Annotated in this window: 17 protein-coding genes; 12 read left to right on the forward strand and 5 right to left on the reverse strand. The window is 63.1% G+C overall.

Features of this window, described 5'->3' with window-relative positions; genetic code table 11:
- The first annotated feature begins 6 nt into the window (after window positions 1–6).
- The 5 genes from manD to FDM28_RS13030 are packed head-to-tail and all read left to right on the forward strand — an operon-like array spanning window position 7 to window position 5,458.
- Window positions 7–1,218 carry a D-mannonate dehydratase ManD gene (manD, locus tag FDM28_RS13010; protein ID WP_138515742.1) on the forward strand — a complete coding sequence of 404 codons (1,212 nt, stop codon included), beginning with the start codon at window positions 7–9 and terminating at the stop codon, window positions 1,216–1,218.
- Window positions 1,219–1,226: 8 nt separating this feature from the next.
- Window positions 1,227–2,735 (forward strand): mannitol dehydrogenase family protein, encoded by a 1,509-nt coding sequence (locus FDM28_RS13015; protein WP_240792003.1) that lies wholly within the window; start codon window positions 1,227–1,229, stop codon window positions 2,733–2,735.
- Window positions 2,736–2,740: 5 nt separating this feature from the next.
- Window positions 2,741–3,691 (forward strand): sugar kinase, encoded by a 951-nt coding sequence (locus FDM28_RS13020; protein ID WP_138516304.1) that lies wholly within the window; start codon window positions 2,741–2,743, stop codon window positions 3,689–3,691.
- Between the two features lie 16 nt (window positions 3,692–3,707).
- Complete coding sequence (locus FDM28_RS13025) at window positions 3,708–4,715, forward strand: zinc-binding alcohol dehydrogenase family protein (protein WP_138515746.1); 1,008 nt, start codon at window positions 3,708–3,710, stop codon at window positions 4,713–4,715.
- Between the two features lie 5 nt (window positions 4,716–4,720).
- The gene (locus FDM28_RS13030) at window positions 4,721–5,458 is read left to right on the forward strand and encodes a YceI family protein (RefSeq protein WP_170211753.1); all 738 of its coding nucleotides are present in this window, start codon (window positions 4,721–4,723) and stop codon (window positions 5,456–5,458) included.
- Window positions 5,459–5,462: 4 nt separating this feature from the next.
- Here the strand turns inward: FDM28_RS13030 and FDM28_RS13035 are convergent, their stop codons facing one another.
- The 5 genes from FDM28_RS13035 to FDM28_RS13055 all read right to left on the reverse strand — a co-directional run bounded on the left by FDM28_RS13035 (window position 5,463) and on the right by FDM28_RS13055 (window position 11,196).
- Window positions 5,463–6,734, reverse strand: a complete 1,272-nt coding sequence (locus FDM28_RS13035; RefSeq protein WP_138515750.1) for an NAD(P)/FAD-dependent oxidoreductase — start codon at window positions 6,732–6,734, stop codon at window positions 5,463–5,465.
- Window positions 6,735–6,749: 15 nt separating this feature from the next.
- A complete protein-coding gene (locus FDM28_RS13040) occupies window positions 6,750–8,246 on the reverse strand; it encodes an aldehyde dehydrogenase (RefSeq protein WP_138515752.1) in 1,497 nt (498 codons plus the stop codon).
- 58 nt (window positions 8,247–8,304) lie between these two features.
- The gene (locus tag FDM28_RS13045) at window positions 8,305–9,105 is read right to left on the reverse strand and encodes a siderophore-interacting protein (RefSeq protein ID WP_138515754.1); all 801 of its coding nucleotides are present in this window, start codon (window positions 9,103–9,105) and stop codon (window positions 8,305–8,307) included.
- Entirely contained in the window at window positions 9,105–9,665 is a 561-nt protein-coding gene (locus FDM28_RS13050; protein WP_138515768.1) for a PadR family transcriptional regulator, read from the reverse strand. Before FDM28_RS13050 ends, FDM28_RS13045 begins: the two co-directional genes overlap by 1 nt.
- A gap of 196 nt (window positions 9,666–9,861) precedes the next feature.
- Window positions 9,862–11,196: an MFS transporter gene (locus FDM28_RS13055; protein WP_138515770.1), complete on the reverse strand. Its 1,335-nt coding sequence runs from the start codon at window positions 11,194–11,196 to the stop codon at window positions 9,862–9,864.
- Between the two features lie 242 nt (window positions 11,197–11,438).
- On the opposite strand from FDM28_RS13055, the gene cyoA reads away from it, so the two are divergent.
- The 7 genes from cyoA to FDM28_RS13090 are packed head-to-tail and all read left to right on the forward strand — an operon-like array spanning window position 11,439 to window position 18,252.
- Window positions 11,439–12,485, forward strand: a complete 1,047-nt coding sequence (gene cyoA, locus FDM28_RS13060) for a ubiquinol oxidase subunit II (protein ID WP_138515772.1) — start codon at window positions 11,439–11,441, stop codon at window positions 12,483–12,485.
- 13 nt (window positions 12,486–12,498) lie between these two features.
- Complete coding sequence (cyoB, locus tag FDM28_RS13065) at window positions 12,499–14,502, forward strand: cytochrome o ubiquinol oxidase subunit I (RefSeq protein ID WP_138515774.1); 2,004 nt, start codon at window positions 12,499–12,501, stop codon at window positions 14,500–14,502.
- Window positions 14,495–15,130, forward strand: coding sequence for a cytochrome o ubiquinol oxidase subunit III (gene cyoC, locus FDM28_RS13070; protein ID WP_138515776.1), 636 nt, complete (start codon window positions 14,495–14,497; stop codon window positions 15,128–15,130). The genes cyoB and cyoC overlap by 8 nt, the downstream gene beginning before the upstream one ends.
- Window positions 15,131–15,565 (forward strand): cytochrome o ubiquinol oxidase subunit IV, encoded by a 435-nt coding sequence (gene cyoD, locus FDM28_RS13075; protein ID WP_138515777.1) that lies wholly within the window; start codon window positions 15,131–15,133, stop codon window positions 15,563–15,565.
- A 15-nt stretch (window positions 15,566–15,580) separates the two neighbouring features.
- The gene (locus FDM28_RS13080) at window positions 15,581–16,402 is read left to right on the forward strand and encodes an SURF1 family protein (RefSeq protein WP_276611937.1); all 822 of its coding nucleotides are present in this window, start codon (window positions 15,581–15,583) and stop codon (window positions 16,400–16,402) included.
- Entirely contained in the window at window positions 16,386–17,729 is a 1,344-nt protein-coding gene (locus FDM28_RS13085) for an ATP-binding protein (RefSeq protein WP_138515779.1), read from the forward strand. The genes FDM28_RS13080 and FDM28_RS13085 overlap by 17 nt, the downstream gene beginning before the upstream one ends.
- Window positions 17,719–18,252 (forward strand): response regulator transcription factor, encoded by a 534-nt coding sequence (locus FDM28_RS13090; RefSeq protein WP_138515781.1) that lies wholly within the window; start codon window positions 17,719–17,721, stop codon window positions 18,250–18,252. Before FDM28_RS13085 ends, FDM28_RS13090 begins: the two co-directional genes overlap by 11 nt.
- The last annotated feature ends 64 nt before the right edge of the window (window positions 18,253–18,316 follow it).

An 18,316-nucleotide genomic window follows, 5' to 3' on the forward strand; every position in this document is an offset into this window, starting at 1 on the left:
ACCACCATGAAAATCACCTCCGCCAAAGTCATCATCTGTGCGCCCAGCCGCAACTTTGTCACCCTGAAAATTGAAACCGACGAGGGCCTGACCGGCATCGGCGATGCCACACTCAACGGACGCGAACTGGCTGTAGCCAGCTACCTGACTGAGCACGTCATTCCCTGCCTGATCGGCCGCGACCCGCAGCAGATCGAAGACATCTGGCAGTACCTCTACAAGGGTGCCTACTGGCGCCGGGGCCCGGTCACCATGAGCGCGATTGCAGGGGTGGACACGGCCCTGTGGGACATCAAGGCCAAAGCCGCCAACATGCCGCTGTACCAACTGCTGGGGGGCAAGAGCCGCACCGGCGTGATGGTCTACGGCCATGCCAATGGCAAAGACATCACCCAGACGGTGGAAGAAGTGCTGCGCTACAAGGAGATGGGCTACAAGGCCATCCGCGCGCAAAGCGGCGTGCCCGGCCTGGAGAAGGTGTACGGCGTGGGCAAAGGCACCATGTTTTACGAACCTGCCGATGCCGACCTGCCCAGCGAACACGACTGGTCCACCGAGAAGTACCTGCGCCACACACCCGAGTTGTTCGACAAGGTGCGCGCTGCCGTGGGCCCGGACATTCACCTGCTGCACGATGTGCACCACCGGCTCACCCCCATCGAGGCCGGCCGCCTGGGCAAAGACCTGGAACCCTACCGCCTATTCTGGATAGAAGACGCCACCCCGGCCGAGAACCAGGAAGCCTTCCGCCTGATACGCCAGCACACCACCACGCCACTGGCCGTGGGCGAGATTTTCAACACTATCTGGGACTGCAAGGACCTGATCGAGAACCAGCTGATCGACTACATCCGCACCACCGTGGTCCATGCCGGCGGCATCACCCACCTGCGCCGCATTGCGGACTTGGCCGCGCTCTACCAAGTGCGCACCGGCTCACACGGCGCCACCGATTTGTCACCTGTGTGCATGGGTGCTGCGCTCAACTTCGACCTGTGGGTACCCAACTTCGGCATTCAGGAGTACATGCGCCACACCGATGAGACAGACGCCGTGTTCCCCCACGCCTACAGCTTCAAAGACGGCTTTATGCACCCCGGCGAGGCACCCGGCCATGGCGTGACCATTGACGAAGAGCTGGCCGCCAAATACCCCTACAAACGCGCCTACCTGCCGGTCAACCGCCTGCAACACGACGGCACGCTGACCAACTGGTGATGGTGGATATGCAACGTTTAAACGACAGCACGGTAGGCGCCCTGCCCGCCGCCGTGGCCCGCCCGGCCTACGACCGCGAAGCGCTGAAAACCGGCATCGTGCATCTGGGCATAGGTGCTTTCATGCGCGCCCACATGGCGGCTGCCACGGAAGCCGCCATTGCTGCCGGCGACTTGCGCTGGGGTATCACCGGCGTGTCGCTGCGCCAGGCCGATACGCGCGATGCTTTGGCACCGCAAGACGGCCTCTACACCCTGGCGATCCGTGATGCGGACGCCCACGGCCAGCCGCGTCAACAGCTGCAGGTGATTGGCGCGGTACAGCGCCTGCTGGTTGCCCCTGAAAACCCGCACGCGGTGTTGGAGGCCATCGCCGCTGCCGACACCCGTATCGTGAGCCTGACCGTGACCGAAAAAGGCTACTGCCACGACCCGGCCACCGGTGCGCTGCGGCTGGACCACCCGGACATCGTGCATGACCTGGCCCACCCGCACGCCCCCCGCTCCGCCATCGGCATGCTGGTCTATGGTTTGCAGCTGCGCCACGCGCGCGACCACGGTCCGTTGACGCTGTTGTCGCTGGACAACCTGCCAGCCAATGGGCGTGTCCTGCGTGCGGCGGTGCTGCGCTTTGCTGAAGAAATTGATAGCACGCTGCGCACGTGGATAGAGGGCCAGTGCTGTTTTCCATGCTCCATGGTGGACCGCATCGTGCCCAAAACCACCGATGCCGATCGTGCCGCGGTGAGCGCCGCGCTGTGCTGCGCGGATGCCTGGCCCGTGCTGGGCGAGCCGTTTTTTGACTGGGCGATTGAAGACGAGTTTGCCGCTGACCGTCCGGACTGGACACTGGGCGGAGCACGCTTTGTGCCGGACGCCGAGCCTTTTGAAAAACTCAAGCTGCGCATGGTGAACGGCACCCACTCCAGCCTCGCCTACCTGGGCGCCATGGCCGGTTGGCAAACCGTGGACAAGGCCATTGGACAGCCCGCACTGCGCACCCACATTGAAGCGCTGATGCGTGACGAGATTGAACCCACCTTGCCCGACTTGCCCGGCCTGGACGTAGCGGCCTACCGCCACAACCTGCTGGCCCGCTACGCCAACCCGGCGCTCGCCCACCGCACGCATCAGATTGCGATGGATGGATCACAAAAACTGCCCCAGCGCCTGCTGGGGACACTGCGCGACCGCTTGGCACGTGGACTACCTATCACACGCATGGCCCTGGGCCTGGCCGCGTGGATGCACTACCTGCGCGGCGTGGACGAGTTGGGCCAGAGTTACCGCATTGATGACCCGCACGCGGCAGCGCTCACAGCGCTGCACCAACAATCGCTGGCGCAGGGGGTGACTACGCAAACCGTGCAGGCCATGCTGGGCTATGCCTCGGTGTTTGGTGACTTGGCAGGGAACGCTGCGCTCACCGCCGCACTGCTGCCATTGCTCCAATCGCTCCAAACACACGGGGTTGCGGCCACGCTGGAAGCAGTCAACCTTGGGGAGCTGGCAGCGTGAGCACCATGCCCAAAACACTGGATGTTCTGTCCATGGGCGAAACCATGGCGCTGCTGGTGGCACAAGAGCCTGGCCCGTTAGCCGCAGTGCAGAGTTTCAGCAAACGGATTGCCGGGGCCGACACCAACGTGGCAATCGGCTTGGCCCGCTTGGGCTTCAAAGTCGGCTGGGTAAGCCGCCTGGGAGCCGATTCGTTTGGCAGCTATGTGCGCAAAACAATAGAGGCTGAGGGTGTAGACACCTCGCAGGTCGAGACCGACCCACAGCGCTCCACCGGCTTCATGCTCAAGTCACGCAGTGTGGACGGCAGCGACCCCGCCATCGAGTACTACCGCCGCGGTTCGGCCGCCAGCCAACTCAGCGTGGCACACCTGAAAACGGACTACGCGCTGCGCGCACGGCATGTGCACACCACCGGCATCACACCCGCGCTCTCACCAGCCGCCCGCGAGCTGGTAGCCCACGCCATGCAGACCTTGCGTGCCGCTGGCCGAAGCGTGTCGTTCGACCCCAACCTGCGCCCGAGCTTGTGGCTCGATGTGGCCACCATGCGCAACACCCTCAACGATCTGGCCCGCCACGCGGACTGGGTGTTGCCGGGTATTGACGAAGGCCGGCTGCTGACCGGCCAAACCACCCCGGCCGACATCGCCGCCTGGTACCTGGACCGGGGCGTCAAGGCCGTGGTCATCAAGCAAGGCGCTGAAGGCGCCTACTTCCGCACCGCCGCCGGCGAGCAAGGCCAGGTACCCGGCGTACCCGTGCCCGTGGTGGTCGACACCGTGGGTGCTGGCGACGCCTTTGCCGTGGGCATCATCAGCGCCCAGCTCGAAGGCCTGGGCTGGCCACAGGCATTGCGCCGTGCCAACTGGATTGCCTCGCGCGCGCTGCAGGTGGTCGGCGACATGGAAGGCCTTCCGACCCGCGCTGAACTCATTGCACAGAATCTGGAATAAACCCAAGGAAACCGACATGTTGACCGTTGTTTGCGAAACCCCCGGCACCCTGCGTGCCCACGACACCCCCCAGCCGGAGCGAGCTTCCGATGAAGTCTTGTTGCGCGTGAAGCGCGTAGGCGTATGCGGCACCGATCTGCACATCTTCACCGGCAACCAGCCCTACCTGAACTACCCCCGCGTGATGGGACATGAACTCTCAGGCATTGTGGAAGTTGCGCCCGAAAGCAGTGCCCTGCGAGCCGGCGACACGGTGTATGTGATGCCCTACTTGTCCTGCGGCACCTGCATTGCCTGCCGGGCGGGCAAGACCAATTGCTGCACCCGCATCCAGGTGCTGGGCGTGCACCGCGATGGCGCGTTCACCGAGTACCTGAGCGTGCCGCAGCAGTATGTGCACAAGGCCGAAGGTGTGTCGCTGGACCAGGCGGCCATGGTGGAATTTCTGGCCATCGGCGCGCACGCTGTGCGCCGGGCCCACGTCCACAAAGGGCAGCGCGTGTTGGTCGTGGGGGCAGGCCCCATCGGTATGGCAGCCATGATTTTTGCCAAGCTGCGGGGTGCGGTTGTGACGGCACTCGACAGCCGGCAGGACCGCCTGGACTTCTGCACCCGCGCACTGGGCGTCAGCGCCGGTGTGACCTTGGGCGATAGCGATGAAGCCGAGCTGGCCAGGCTCACCAACCAGGAGTTCTTTGACGTGGTGTTTGATGCCACCGGCAACCCCAAGGCCATGGAACGCGGGTTCAAATTCGTGGCCCATGGTGGTACCTACACCCTGATCTCGGTCGTGGCGTCTGACATCACCTTCTCAGACCCGGAGTTCCACAAGCGGGAGATGACGCTCATGGGCAGCCGCAATGCCACCACCGAAGACTTCCAGACCGTGCTGGAAGCCATGCGCGGCGGCCTGATTCCAACCGCGTTGAATACGCACCGCATGTCCCTCGCCGACGTTCCCGAGAAATTCAAGGACCTGTTGAACCCCGCAGCAGGCGTGATCAAAGCCATCGTGGAGTGCTGACAGGCGTGCGCAAGACCAGCTACCTGTTTGGGCTGCTGGCCACCCTGGCACTAGGGGCGTGCGCTCCATTGCCTGAACGTGTTACCGGCCCGAAACCGGTCCCGGCAGAAGGCATCGCTGCTCGGCCATCGCCCCAAGTATCCCTACCCTCCAACGCGCAGGTGTGGCGCATAGCACCCGCCGAGTCCAGCCTGCGCATTCTGGTGTACCGGGGCGGCACCATGGCGCGGCTGGGGCACAACCATGTCATCAGCTCTGCCGACATGCAGGGGCAACTATGGCGCGGGCCCACCTTGGAGAGCTCGGGGTTTGAGATCACGGTACCGGTCAACACCCTGATCGTCGATGACAACGTGGCTCGGACCGAAGAGGGAGATGACTTTCCCCTCAATGTGAGTGAAGACGCCAAAGCGGGCACCAAAGCCAATATGCTGCGCCCCACCCTGCTGGACGGTGAGCGCTTCCCAGAAATCAGTATCCGTGCCACCCGCATCACCGGAAGCGCTACCAGCCCCGAAGTGGTGGCCAGCATGCGCATCAAAGACCAGACCCGCGAGATCCGGCTGCCTGTGACGCTGAGCGAAGCCCATGGTGCATTGGCAATTCAGGGCAGCTTGGAGATTCGCCAATCCGACTTCGGCATCACCCCTCTGAGCCTTGCCATGGGGGCGCTGACGGTGCAAGACACCGTGAAAATCAAGTTCCGGCTGGTGGCCAAATCAGCCACCGCCGCTTCACCGTAAAACCCTAGATTTGCAGCTTGTCGCGCAGGTCGTAGTACCAAGCGCCCAGCGCCGTGAGCGGCACACGGAACAGGCGCCCACCGGGAAAGGGGTAGTGCGGCAACTGGGCAAACGCGTCAAACCGGTTGGCCTGCCCCTGGATGACCTCGCTCAGCACCCGCCCGATCAAATGGGTGAACGTCACCCCGTGGCCGGAGCAGCCTTGCGAGTAGTAAATATTGGAGCTCAGCCGCCCCACTTCCGGCAGGCGCGAGAGCGTGAGCAAGAAGTTGCCGGTCCAGCCATAGTCGATACGCACGCCTTGGAGCTGCGGAAAGGTTTTGAGCAGCTTGGGCCGGATGATGGACTCCACATGCTGCGGATCGCGCGCGCCATAAATCACGCCACCGCCGTACAGCAGGCGCCGGTCGGCACTAAGGCGGAAGTAGTCCAGCAGAAAGTTGCTGTCTTCCACGCAATAGTCGGTGGGCAGAATTTCGGGAAAGCGGTCGCCCAGGGGTTCGGTGGCAATGACCTGGGTGCCACAGGGCATGGACCTTGAGGCCAGTTGCGGCTCCAGACCGCCAATGTAGGCATTGCAGGCCACGATCACAAACCGCGCTTTCACACACCCTTGCGCTGTGTGCACTACCGCCGGGTCACCCCGCTCGATGCGCAGCACGGGTGAGCCCTCATGCACCACACCGCCTAAAGACTCCAGCGCCGCAGCCTCCCCTTGGGCCAGGCGCAAGGGGTGCATGTGGCCCGTGCTGTCGTCCAGCAAGGTGGCTTTGTAGCGGCGGGTGCCAATGGCGGCCTCGCTCTGCGCGGCGTCCAGCAGGCGCAGCTCGGTATGGCCGTAGCGCTCCCACAGCGCCTTGTGGTGCTCCAACTGGTTCACCTGCTTGGCAGTGATGGCAGCAAACATGCCACCGGGCTTGAAGTGGCAATCGATCTGGTACTTGGCAATGCGCTCGCGAATGATCTTGGCGCCCTCAAACGCCATGCTGCCCAGCGCCTGAGCGGTCGTGGCGCCATAGCGGGCCTCGATCACATCCATATCGCGCGAATAGCTGTGCACCAACTGCCCACCGTTGCGGCCCGAGGCGCCCCACCCTACTTGCGCGGCCTCAAGCACCACGACCTTGAAGCCGGCTTCTGCCAAATGCAGGGCCGACGACAAGCCGGTGTAGCCCGCGCCGATAACCACCACATCGGCCACGACCTCGCCTTGCAAAGGCAGGCGCGCGGGCTGGGGCAAGCCGCTGGCTGCGTAGTAAGAGGGGGCGTGGTTCATATCGGGCACTTCATATCAATCACTGATGCGGAGCCAGGTGGTTTTGAGCTCGGTGTATTTGTCCAGCGCGTGCAGCGACTTGTCGCGCCCGTTGCCGGACTGTTTGTAGCCGCCAAAGGGCACGGTAATGTCGTCTTCATCGTACTGGTTGACATGCACCGTACCGGCACGCAAAGCCCGTGCCACGCGGTGAGCGCGGTCGAGCTGGCTGGTCCACACACTGGCTTGCAGGCCGTACACGCTGTCGTTGGCCAAGGCCACCGCTTCAGCCTCGTTGGCAAACGGGATCACGCCCAGCACCGGGCCGAATATTTCTTCGCGTGCAATTTTCATGTCGTTGCGCACGCCTTCAAAAATGGTGGGCTCCACAAAGTAGCCACCGGTTTCAGTGCGTACCCGACGCCCGCCGAAAGCAATGTGGGCACCCTCGGCCTGGCCTTGGTGGATGTAACCCAGCACCGTGCTCATTTGGCCGGCGTCCACCAGAGCACCCATCTCGGTGGACTGGTTCAAGGGGTCACCGGGCAGGTATTTGTGGGCCTCGTCCTGCAGCGCCGCCATGAACGCAGGCAGCACGTCCTGCTGCACCAGCAGCCGGGTGGGCGCGTTGCACGACTCGCCCTGGTTGTAAAACACGGCACCCGCCGCAGCGCGCGCAGCGGCTTCTACGTCTTTGGCATCGTTAAACACCACAAATGCCGACTTGCCGCCCAGTTCGTTGTACACCCGCTTGAGGTTGGACTCAGCCGCACACGCCAGCATGCGCCGGCCAATGCGGGTGGAGCCGGTGAAGCCAATGGCATCGACTTCCATGTGCAGAGCCAGGGCTTCTCCCGCCTCCTGCCCATAACCGGGCACCACATTGAACACACCGGGCGGCACACCCGCCTGCACCGCCAACTCGGCCAGGCGCAAGGCGGTGAATGGCGACTTTTCGCTCGGTTTGAGCACCACGCTGTTGCCTGCTGCGAGAGCCGGCCCCAGCTTCCAGGCGGCCATGATGAGGGGGTAATTCCACGGCACGATCGCACCAATCACGCCCATGGCCTCACGGGTAATCAACGCCAGTGCGGTGTCGGCGGTGGGGGCAATTTCGTCGTACACCTTGTCGATGGCCTCGCCATACCAGGCCAGGCAGTTGGCGGTGGCGGGCACATCCACCGCCAGACTGTGGGCAATGGGCTTGCCCATATCCAGGGTTTCCAGCAGCGCCAGCTCCTCACGCGCGGCCAGCACCAACTCGGCCCAGCGCTGCAGCACTTTTTTGCGCGCCCGTGGTGGCTGCCCGGCCCAGCGGCGGTCGGCAAAAGCGGCACGAGCTGCGCGCACGGCCGCGTCCACATCGGCCGCCTGCCCCCGGGCTACGGGGGCGAGCAACTGCCCGTTCAGCGGCGAGTGCTTGGCAAAGGTCTGGCCATCGGCAGCGGCAACGCGTTCACCGTTGATAAACAGACGCCCATCGGGGGTAAGGGAGGCGGCACGGGCGTGCCAGGAAGTGGACTGTGTGCTCATGCAGCAAAGATACCCGCAAACACTGCCCCGTGTACGAAGCCGGCAAAAATTTGCGGCTTTAGCGGTCCAGCGATTCGTGGGCGTCTGCCACGCCACGGCGCCAGTAGGCAGAGGCTTTGACCCACTGGGGGTTAGCGCGGCACTCTGTAATCAGGTGGGCACGCAGCACTTTGGCCTGGGCCGATTCGCACGCCAACCAGGCAAAAAACACTCCGGCAGGCAGCGGCGTGCTGCGCAAGGCTTCCAGCAGCGGATGGACCACGCCAGGGGAGCGAACCACCCATTGCACACGCACCGCAGCAGCACTGGGCAAGGCGATCTGGTCGGCAGCACTGTCCACCTCCACCAACACTTCGGCACGGGCACCAACCGACAACTCCTCCAGGCGGCGGGCCATGGCGGGTAAGGCGGTGGCGTCACCCACCAGCAAATGCCAGTCAAACCCGGCGGGCACCACCATGCTGCCTCTAGGCCCGCCCACGCCGAGTGTCTGCCCCACGCGCGCCTGCTGGGCCCAGCGGGTCGCCGGTCCGGCGGGCTCGTGCAGTGCAAAGTCGATGGCCAAGGTGCGGGCCACCGGGTCGTAAAGGCGGGGGGTGTAGTCGCGCATCAGCGGGCGCTGGCCTTCGGGCCAGACCGGCCCCTCGGGCCCGGCTTGGGGCAAGGCCAGCACGCCGGTGTCCGGGTCGGGGAAAAACAGCTTCACATGGTCATCAAAACCCAGGCTCGTGAAACCGTCCAGCTCATCGCCGGCCAAAGTAACGCGCACCAAGTGGGGTGCCAGCCGCTGTACCTGGCTGACCTGCAATGCACGGAAACGCAAGGGGTGGCGCACCCGCTGGATAGACAGATCGGCCATCAGATGCGCTCCAGTTGTTGTGCTGCGTGGTCCAGCACCGCCGCAAAGGCGTTGGCTTGCTCGGGCGTGAGCGCCTCGCGGGAGAGGCGCATGCGCATCGCCAACTTGAGGTTTTCAATCGCGCGCATGACCTGGGGCGGCCGGCCGCCACGGGCACCAGCGCCATCCACACCGCCGTTGAGCCGGGCCAGCATGGCGTCCACCGTGCTGCGGTTCTCCTCCAGGAAGGCACGTCCACCCTCGGTGATGGCGTAGCTTTTGCGCCCGCCAGCATCGGCACTCTGGCCTTGCAGGTAGCCCTGCTCTTCCAGCAAGGTGAGCGTGGGGTACACGGTGCCCGGGCTGGGGCTGTAACTGCCGCCCAGGCGCTCTTCAATCTGCTTGATCAGCTCGTAGCCGTGGCTGGCTTTTTCGCCAATGAGGTGCAGCAGCACAAAGCGCAAGCCACCATGGCTGAAGATGCGCCCGCCGCCACCGCGGCGGGTATGCCCGCCACCGGCCGCATCGCCGAAATCTGACGCGCGCATGCGGTGGGGGTGGTGATGGAAAGGGTGTTTCATGGGGATACCGGTTTTTATTAAGATGCATTTATGATATATCTAAATACATTCTAAATACCATCAAAACCCTATCTTTACCCAACCGTTACCAACCCCTAGGGCAGGCCATCGACCCCGAAAAAAGGCATAAAAAAGCCGCGTAGCCCCCGGAGGGTCTGCGCGGCCAGCTATGAAATAGATAGCGTATGGGTGGAGCTCAGTCTTTGCGCTCAATCCAGCGGTTGATACGCAGGGCCAACAGGGTGCACACCGCCCCCGACAAAAGGTACAGCGACACCGCACCTAAGCCGAAGCGGGCCGACAAACCCAATGCCACCAGAGGCGCAAAGCCTGCACCCACCAGCCAGGCCAAATCCGCCGACAAGGCCGCACCGGTGTAGCGGTAGCGGGGGGTGAAGTTGGATGTCACCGTGCCGGAAGCCTGCCCATAAGACAGGCCCAGCAAGATGAAGCTCGTCAACAGGAACAGGTTGTTGCCCACGGTGCCGGCACCCAGCAGCCAAGGCGTGGCAAAGCTGAACAAGCCGATCAACACCGCCATGGTGCCCAGCAAAATGCGGCGGCCGATGCGGTCGGCCAGCCAGCCCGAGAACATGATGGCCACGGCCGCCAGCAAGGCGCCCACGATCTGCACCTTCAGCACCTCGTCAATCGACTGCTCGGAGTACATGCCGATCCACGACAGGGGAAACACGGTCGCCAAGTGAAACAAAGCAAAGCTGGCCAATGCCGCAAAGGCGCCGAGCAAGACGTTGCCGCCCTCTTCCCGCACCACGGTGGTCACGCTTACCGGCTGCAACTCCAGCTCTTGCAAGCGCTCGGCATACGATTGGCCGACCACCAGGCGCAGGCGGGCAAACAAAGCCACCACGTTGATGGCAAATGCCACAAAGAAGGGGTAGCGCCAGCCGTAGCTCAAAAACTCGGCCTCTGACAAGCTGCCATGCAAGTAGGCAAACAAGCCGGCCGCCAGCACAAAGCCCACGGGCGCACCCAGCTGGCCGACCATGGAAAACCAGCCGCGACGCTCAGGCGGTGCGCTCATGGCCAGCAAGGAGGGCAAACCATCCCACGAACCGCCCAAGCCCAGCCCCTGCCCGATGCGCAGGATGACCATGGCCACGATGGCGGTGGTGCCCGCAGTGGCATAGCTGGGCAAAAACGCCATGCCAGCAGTGCTCGCACCCAGCATGAACAAGGCCAGGGTGAGCTTGGTGCCCCGCCCCCAGCGGCGCTGCACCGCCATCGAAATCGCAGTGCCCACAGGCCGCGCAATAAAGGCCAGCGAAAAAATCGCAAAAGCCATCAGGGTTCCATCCAGCCGGGACAGGTAAGGAAACAGCAGCCCGGGAAACACCAGCACGCAGGCAATGCCGAATACAAAAAAGTCGAAATACTCCGAGGCGCGGCCTATCACCACGCCCACGGCGATTTCGCCGGGCGTTACGTCTTCATCGGTATGGGCGCCGGCCAGGGAGACCGGATTTTCATAACCAGACCCTGCAAGGGCCGCAGCAGCGGGGTGGTACATAAGTCAAATTCCTTCATCAACGAACCTGACTCGGTTGTACACCCAAGCGCAGGGGCTTTCGGTGCCATGGGGCTTTGTTGCAGATCAGGAAAACCCTATCAGGGAAACCCTGCTTGCCAAGCCACGCAAACGGCTTTGATCTTGGACAAAATGTCCAATGGACAAATTTGCTAGCGAAATTACAGTCGGAAGCTCATTTCTTTGTATCCAACCTAGGCGCCCCTCTCCGGGGCACAGCAAGTATGTTCAAACTCAAGGCATTCCGCAGGTTCAGCGGGCTCGCAGCCCTCGCCATGGCGGCCGGACTCACCGGTTGTAGCAAGGCAGTTGTTCTCAACCCCGCCGGTGACATTGCGGCCCAACAGGGCCAGATGGTGATTACCGCCACGCTGCTGATGCTGATCATCATCGTGCCGGTGATTGCACTCACCCTGTTTTTTGCCTGGAAATACCGCCAGAGCAATACCGAAGCCGAATACGACCCCGAATGGCACCACTCCACCTCGCTGGAGCTGGTGATCTGGACCGTGCCTTTGCTGATCATCATTGCCCTGGGTGCTCTGACCTGGATCGGCACCCACAAGCTGGACCCCTACCGCCCGCTGGACCGCATTGATGCGCAGCGCCCTCTGCAAGCGGATGTGAAACCGCTGGAAGTGCAAGTGGTCGCGCTGGACTGGAAGTGGCTGTTTTTCTACCCCGAACAAGGCATTGCCACGGTGAACGAGCTGGCCGCGCCGGTGGACCGCCCCATTCTGTTCAAGCTGACGGCCAGTTCCACCATGAACGCGTTTTATGTGCCCGACCTGGCCGGCATGATTTACGCCATGCCCGGCATGCAAACCGAGCTGAATGCGGTCATCAACCGCCCCGGTGTCTTTAAGGGCATGTCGTCGCACTACAGCGGCGCCGGTTTCTCGGGCATGACCTTCAAGTTCCATGGCCTGAGCCAGGACGACTTTGCACAGTGGGTGAACAAAGCCAAAACCGAAGGCAAGCCGCTGGACCGCAGCGCCTACCTGAACCTGGTCAAGCCCAGCGAACGCGACCCGGTACAGCGCTTTGCCTCGGTAGAAGCCGGCCTGTACGACAAGGTGCTGAACCGCTGTGTGGAAGACGGAAAGATGTGCATGCACCACATGATGGCCATTGACGCACGTGGAGGGCACACCTACGTGAAAGCCATGGGCCTGAGCATGCCGCAAGACGTGTGCACCGTGCAGAACGCCGACCAGGTGATTGCGGCCCTGGAAACCCGCAACGCCAGCCGCGCCACCGTTCAACAATGATTTGAGACTCGCTATGTCCTCCCCCTCTATCTCTGATACCCACTGGGCCCTAGGCCGGCTGAGCTGGGATGTTGTGCCCATGGCACATGAACCCATCATTCTCTGGACCTTCATCATGGTGTCCCTGGGTGGCCTTGCCGTCCTGGCCGCCATGACCAAGTTCCGCCTCTGGGGCCCGTTCTGGCGCGACTGGGTGTGCAGCATCGACCACAAAAAGATCGGCATCATGTACATGGTGCTGGGCTTGGTGATGCTGCTGCGCGGCTTTGCCGACGCCGTGATGATGCGCCTGCAACAGGCCATGGCCTTCGGCGACAACATGGGCTACCTGCCTCCGCACCATTACGACCAGGTGTTCACCGCCCACGGCGTGATCATGATTTTCTTCGTGGCCATGCCCTTGGTGACCGGTTTGATGAACTACCTCATCCCGCTGCAAATCGGTGCGCGGGACGTGTCCTTCCCGTTCCTGAACAACTTCAGCTTCTGGATGACCACCGCTGGCGGTGTGCTGGTGATGTTCTCGTTGTTCCTGGGCGAGTTTTCCACCTCCGGCTGGCTGGCGTTGTCTAACCTCGGGGCTCAGAGCCCGAGCACCGGGCTGGACTACTACATTTGGGCGCTGCAGATTGCCGGGGTGGGTACCACGCTCTCGGGTATCAACCTGATCGTCACCATCATCAAGATGCGTGCGCCCGGCATGAGCCTGATGAAGATGCCCGTGTTCGTCTGGACTGCCTTGTGCACCAACGCGCTGATCGTGGCGTCCTTCCCGGTGCTGACCGCCGCGTTGGTGTTGATGTCCCTGGACCGCTACGTCGGCACCAACTTCTTCACCAACGAGCTGGGCGGCAACCCCATGCTGTATGTGAACCTGATCTGGATCTGGGGCCACCCTGAGGTCTACATCCTGATCCTGCCGGCCTTCGGCGTGTTCTCGGAGATCGTGGCCACCTTCAGCAAGAAGCGCCTGTTCGGCTACACCTCCATGGTGTACGCCACCGTGTGTATCACCATCCTGTCGTACCTGGTGTGGCTGCACCACTTCTTCACCATGGGTTCAGGGGCGAGTGTGAATACCTTCTTCGGTATCACCACCATGATCATCTCCATTCCCACCGGCGCGAAGATCTTCAACTGGCTGTTCACCATGTACAAGGGTCGCATCCGCTTTGAGCTGCCCATGATGTGGACCGTGGCCTTCATGATCACCTTCGCCATCGGCGGCATGACCGGCGTGTTGCTGGCGGTGCCCCCGGCTGACTTTGTGCTGCACAACAGCCTGTTCCTGATCGCCCACTTCCACAACGTGATCATTGGCGGGGTGGTGTTCGGCATGTTTGCGGGTATCAACTACTGGTTCCCCAAGGCTTTCGGCTACAAGCTGGACCGCACATGGGGCGTGCGCTCCTTCTGGCTGTGGGTGGTGGGTTTCTGGGTGGCGTTCACCCCGCTCTACATCCTGGGCTTGATGGGCGTGACCCGCCGCGCCAACCATTTTGAAGACCAGTCTCTGCAAATCTGGTTTGTGATTGCCGCCTTCGGCGCTGCCATGATTGCGGCCGGTATCGGCTGCTTCCTGATCCAGCTGGTGGTGAGCTACCTCAAGCGCGAAGAGCTGCGCGACTGGACCGGCGACCCTTGGGGTGGCCGTACCCTGGAGTGGGCGACTTCGTCCCCCCCGCCGGACTACAACTTTGCCGTAACCCCCGTGGTGCATGAAATCGACGCCTGGTGGGACATGAAAAAGCACGCCTACCAGCGCCCCCTGAGCGGCTTCAAGCCCATCCACATGCCTGCCAACACCGCAGCCGGTGTGGTGATCTCCGGCTTGTCCCTGGTGTTTGGCTTTGCGCTGATCTGGCACATGTGGCTGTTGGCCGGCGTGTCGTTTGCCGCCTTGCTGATTTCTGCGATTGTTCACACCTTCAATTACCACCGCGACTTCTACATCCCCGCAGCCCAAGTGACTGCCACGGAAGAAGCCCGCACATTGCAATTGGCCCGCCATGTCTGATATCCGTACCTCCCACGGCGCCGCAGCCGGCGCGCTCAGCTCCCGCGAGTACCACCTGGCGCACGAGCCCCATCCAGAGAACGGCACCCTGCTGGGCTTCTGGCTCTACCTGATGAGCGACTGCCTCATCTTTGCGGCCTTGTTTGCCACCTACGGCGTACTGGGCCGCAGCTACGCGGCTGGCCCCAATGGCGCAGAGTTGTTCGACCTGACGCTGGTAGCCATCAACACCGGCTTTTTGCTGCTGTCCTCCATCACCTTCGGCTTTGCCATGCTGCGCAAGCAAATGGGCGATGTGAAAGGCACCCTGCTCTGGCTGGCCGTCACCGGCTTGTTCGGCCTGTGCTTTCTGGGCCTGGAGTTGTATGAGTTCTACCACCTGATCCACGAGGGTGCAGGGCCACAGCGCAGTGCCTTTTTGTCCGCATTTTTCACCTTGGTCGGCACCCATGGCTTGCACGTCACCTTCGGCCTGATCTGGCTGGTGGTGCTGATGCTGCAAATCAACAAGCACGGCCTGAGCACCGAAAACAAGCGCCGCCTGATGTGCCTGTCCATGTTCTGGCACTTTCTGGACGTGGTCTGGATCGGCGTTTTCACCTTTGTGTACCTGATGGGAGTGCTGTAAATGAGCGCACACAACACACACGCGTCGCATGACGCCCATGGCCATGACGACCACCACCACGCCAACGAGCCGCACAGCACCTTCTCGGGCTACATGACCGGTTTTGTGCTGTCCATCATCCTGACCGCCATCCCCTTCTGGCTGGTCATGGCCAAGGTGATTTCGGACCGCCCCACTGCCGTGCTGGTGTTGGGGGGCTTTGCGGTCGTCCAGATCCTGGTGCACATGGTGTATTTCCTGCACATGAACGGCAAGATCGAAGGCGGCTGGACGCTGCTGTCCACCATCTTCACCGTGGTGTTTGTGGCCATTGCCATCACCGGCACCTTGTGGGTCATGTTCCACATGAATGCCAACATGATGCCCACCCACAGCAACATGCCGGCCATGGAGCACAGCGCACAGCCCGAGGCTGCGCCCAAAGCCTCGCCCTGACCCACGGCCCCGCCTGTGAGCCGCACTGACGCCCCTCCGCGCCCGCATGCCGCATGGCAACTCGCGGTGCTTGCGGCGGTGGGTGTCGCACTTTTTGCAGGCTTTATCAGCCTGGGCGTCTGGCAAGTGCAGCGCCGGGCCTGGAAGCTGGATTTGATAGAGCGCGTTTCCCAACGGCTCACGGAGGCCCCCACGCCTCTCCCCCCGGTAGCCCAGTGGCCCGCCTTGACCAAGACGGATATTGAATACCGCCATGTGCAAGTGCAGGGCACCTGGCTCGCCGACAAAACCGTGCTCACCCAAGCCACCACAGCACTGGGGCAAGGTTTTTGGGTGCTCACCCCGCTGCAACTGGCCGACGGAAACACCCTGCTCGTCAACCGGGGTTTCATTCCAAGCAAGCAACGCAGCCAATGGCAACCGCCTGGTGCCGTGCCTGCGCCAGCGGGGGACGTGACCGTACGCGGGCTGCTGCGGATGTCCGAGCCCGATGGCGGCTTCCTGCGCCGCAACGACCCGGCCGCGCACAAGTGGTACTCCCGCGATGTGGCTGCCATCGCCGCCGCGCAACAGCTGCCAAACACCGCTCCGTTTTTTGTAGATGCCGGCCTGCCGGATGCCCGCCTGAGCGCCAACCCGGATGCCCTGCACGCCGACACCGGCGTCTGGCCGCGCGGAGGGCTGACGGTGGTGCGCTTCAGCAACAGCCATCTGGCCTACGCGCTCACTTGGTTTGGATTGGCCTTGATGGTCGTCGGTGCCGGGGGGCTTGTGGCACGCCACGAGCGCCGCTTGCGCGCAGCAGGCAACAATACGGCCCATGCCACTCCAGACTGAACCCGCAGCGCCGCCCCCACCCGCCAAAGCCCAGCTGGCCGACGCATCGGCCGGGCTCCGGAACCTGCACCAGCTGATTCAGCTACGCTGGATTGCGGTGGTGGGGCAGCTGCTCACCATCGAGGCGACCCACTACACGTTGGGCATGCAGTTGCCGCTGCAGTCCATGCTCGCCATCGTGGGTGGCATGGCGGTGTTCAACCTCGCCTGCCTAGTGCGCTGGCGGGCCCGCAAGCCGGTGCATGAACTGGAGTTGTTTTTCGGCCTGCTGGTGGATGTGGCTGCACTTACCGCGCAGCTCTACCTGAGCGGCGGCATCAGCAACCCCTTTGTGTTTTTGTACCTGCTGCAAATTGCCGTGGGCGCCATGCTGCTGCGGGGGGGCTACATCGGCTCCATCGTGGTGGTGGCCTCGGTGTGTGTGGCGCTGCTGGCGCAGCACAGCATTCCCCTGCCGCTGGCCCCCAACCTGCACCTCGGGCTCGCCAGCCCCTATGTCATGGGGCTGCTGGTGTGCTTTTTGTTGAACGCCATCCTGGTGGTGATCTTTATCACCCGCATCAACCACAACCTGCGCCGGCGCGATGCCCGCTTGGCCGCCGTGCGCCAGCGTGCTGCCGAAGAGGAGCACATCGTCCGCATGGGCCTGCTGGCCTCCGGTGCGGCGCATGAGCTGGGCACCCCGCTGGCAACCCTGGCCGTGATTCTGGGGGACTGGAAGCACATGCCCGCCTTGATGCGCGATGCCTCCCTCAAAGAGGACATTGCCGAGATGGAAGCCCAAGTGAAGCGCTGCAAAAGCATTGTGAGCGGCATCCTACTGTCAGCCGGCGAAACACGCGGCGAGCACTCCAGCCAGACCACGGTGCGCGCGTTTCTGGACTCTCTGGTCCAAGAATGGCGCACCACCCGCTCGGTGGACACCTTTCTCTACGACAACCTGGTGGACCCCGGCACCACCATGGTGGCGGACACCACCCTGGCGCAAATGGTGACCAATGTGCTGGACAACGCCCGGGACGCCTCCCCCCACTGGGTACACCTGGAAGCCAGCCTGGATGCCGACACCCTGCGCATCGTGGTCACCGACCGCGGCCCGGGCTTTGCCCCGGAGGTGCTGACCCACATCGGCGTGCCCTACCAATCGACCAAAGGGCGCCCGGGCGGCGGCCTGGGGCTTTTTCTCTCGATGAACGTTGCCCGCACGCTGGGCGGCAGTTTGACCGCCGAAAATAGGGAGTTCGGTGGCGCCCAGGTCACCATCACCCTCTCCTTGCCCGACATTGCCTTGCCCCCAACCGAAAAGAACGAGCGCCATGGACCCTGAACGCCTGCTGCTCATCGTGGAAGACGACGAAGCCTTCGCCCGCACCCTCACCCGCTCGTTTGAGCGGCGGGGCTACCAAGTGCTGCATGCCGATGGCCTGGCCGGCGTAGAGGCTTTGCTGCCCGCCCACACCCCCGCCTACGCCGTGGTGGACCTCAAGCTCAAGGGCGAGGCCAGCGGCCTGGCCTGTGTGCGCCTGCTCCACGCCCACAGCGAGGCCATGCGCATCGTGGTGCTGACCGGCTTTGCCAGCATTGCCACCGCGGTAGAGGCCATCAAGCTCGGGGCCAGCCACTACCTGGCCAAGCCCTCCAACACCGACGACATTGAGGCCGCCTTTGAGCTGGAAGAAGGCAACACCGAAGTGGCGCTGACCAACCGCTCCAGCTCCATCAAAACACTGGAGTGGGAGCGCATCCACCAGGTACTGGCGGAGAGCGACTTCAACATCTCGGAAGCCGCCCGCCGACTGGGCATGCACCGCCGCACCCTGAGCCGCAAGCTCGACAAACAGCGGGTGTGAGCCACTTTCAGGCATAAAAAAGCCACGCAGCGCCCGTGGACTCTGCGCGGCCAGCTACTGATTT

The organism is Rhodoferax bucti (genome assembly GCF_005876985.1).
Taxonomy (GTDB): domain Bacteria; phylum Pseudomonadota; class Gammaproteobacteria; order Burkholderiales; family Burkholderiaceae_C; genus Allorhodoferax; species Allorhodoferax bucti.

Coding starts and splice junctions, on each gene's coding strand:
- cyoD (WP_138515777.1), top strand. CDS start 15,131: ATGAGCGCACACAACACACACGCGTCGCATGACGCCCATGGCCATGAC.
- cyoC (WP_138515776.1), top strand. CDS start 14,495: ATGTCTGATATCCGTACCTCCCACGGCGCCGCAGCCGGCGCGCTCAGC.
- FDM28_RS13035 (WP_138515750.1), bottom strand. CDS start 6,734: ATGAACCACGCCCCCTCTTACTACGCAGCCAGCGGCTTGCCCCAGCCC.
- FDM28_RS13085 (WP_138515779.1), top strand. CDS start 16,386: ATGCCACTCCAGACTGAACCCGCAGCGCCGCCCCCACCCGCCAAAGCC.
- cyoA (WP_138515772.1), top strand. CDS start 11,439: ATGTTCAAACTCAAGGCATTCCGCAGGTTCAGCGGGCTCGCAGCCCTC.
- FDM28_RS13050 (WP_138515768.1), bottom strand. CDS start 9,665: ATGAAACACCCTTTCCATCACCACCCCCACCGCATGCGCGCGTCAGAT.
- FDM28_RS13040 (WP_138515752.1), bottom strand. CDS start 8,246: ATGAGCACACAGTCCACTTCCTGGCACGCCCGTGCCGCCTCCCTTACC.
- FDM28_RS13025 (WP_138515746.1), top strand. CDS start 3,708: ATGTTGACCGTTGTTTGCGAAACCCCCGGCACCCTGCGTGCCCACGAC.
- FDM28_RS13020 (WP_138516304.1), top strand. CDS start 2,741: ATGCCCAAAACACTGGATGTTCTGTCCATGGGCGAAACCATGGCGCTG.
- FDM28_RS13015 (WP_240792003.1), top strand. CDS start 1,227: ATGCAACGTTTAAACGACAGCACGGTAGGCGCCCTGCCCGCCGCCGTG.
- cyoB (WP_138515774.1), top strand. CDS start 12,499: ATGTCCTCCCCCTCTATCTCTGATACCCACTGGGCCCTAGGCCGGCTG.
- FDM28_RS13055 (WP_138515770.1), bottom strand. CDS start 11,196: ATGTACCACCCCGCTGCTGCGGCCCTTGCAGGGTCTGGTTATGAAAAT.
- manD (WP_138515742.1), top strand. CDS start 7: ATGAAAATCACCTCCGCCAAAGTCATCATCTGTGCGCCCAGCCGCAAC.
- FDM28_RS13045 (WP_138515754.1), bottom strand. CDS start 9,105: ATGGCCGATCTGTCTATCCAGCGGGTGCGCCACCCCTTGCGTTTCCGT.
- FDM28_RS13090 (WP_138515781.1), top strand. CDS start 17,719: ATGGACCCTGAACGCCTGCTGCTCATCGTGGAAGACGACGAAGCCTTC.